Source organism: Neisseria sp. P0009.S007 (assembly GCF_051962515.1).
This window is the reverse complement of the sequence record NZ_JBQCVF010000710.1, coordinates 1-858: the sequence shown is the minus strand read 5'-3', so window position 1 is coordinate 858 and position 858 is coordinate 1. Positions and strand designations below refer to the sequence as shown.

2 protein-coding genes are annotated in these 858 nt (G+C 49.2%); one reads left to right on the top strand and one right to left on the bottom strand.

Features of this window, described 5'->3' with window-relative positions; genetic code table 11:
* Positions 1-435: epoxyqueuosine reductase QueH (locus ACTHS3_RS15860; RefSeq protein WP_440368487.1), on the top strand; the 435-nt coding region annotated here is incomplete at its 5' end.
* 51 nt (positions 436-486) lie between these two features.
* Here ACTHS3_RS15860 and ACTHS3_RS15855 read toward each other — a convergent pair.
* On the bottom strand, positions 487-819 hold the full coding sequence (locus ACTHS3_RS15855; protein ID WP_070608983.1) for a stress response protein: 333 nt from the start codon (positions 817-819) through the stop codon (positions 487-489).
* Positions 820-858: the final 39 nt, after the last annotated feature.

Sequence of the window (858 nt, the reverse complement as noted above, 5' to 3'; positions counted from 1 at the left end):
GCCAAAGGCATGGAATTTGAACCCGAACGCGGTATCCGCTGCACCATGTGTTTCGATATGCGTTTTGAAAAAGCGGCACAATATGCCCATGAAAACGGCTTTCATGTTTTCACCAGCTCACTGGGCATTTCACGCTGGAAAGACATGAAACAGATCAACGGCTGCGGCCATCGCGCTGCAGAGCCGTACGATGACTTGGTTTATTGGGATTTCAACTGGCGCAAAGGCGGCGGCAGCGCACGCATGATTGAAATCAGCAAGCGCGAGCATTTCTACCAACAAGAATATTGCGGTTGCGCCTACTCCCTGCGCGACTCCAATGCCCACCGCAAATCGCAAGGCCGCATCCCCATCAAGCTGGGCGTGTTGTATTACGGTGATGAATCCACCCAATACGAGCCTCAAGCCGAAAACAAAATCATTGTTGAGAAATAAATATCAAAGGCCGTCTGAAACATTCAGACGGCCTTTGTTTAAATCAGACGATTAACGGCGGCGGAATTTGCCGTGATCAAAATCATCAAATGCCTGATAAGCGGCTTGGCATTGGATTTTTTGCTCGGCATAAGGCAAACCGCGGAACGCTTTTGCCGCTTTATGGTTTTCCCTCAACTCGGCCTTGTTGCCCTTATAGCGATACCAAGCGGCACGACGCTCAAGGTATCTCTTGCAAGCAGGATGCAATTTGTTTTTCTTCGCTGGCTGGTGTTTATTCACATGAGGGCCATGCGGCTTGGCTGCCACCTCGGCAGAATAAGCACCCAAACCCAATACGGCAACTGCCGCCAGTGCGGAACCTAAATTTTTCAACATTAACATGATTCGCCTCCTAAATAGTTTTTCCATTATATGTTTCGC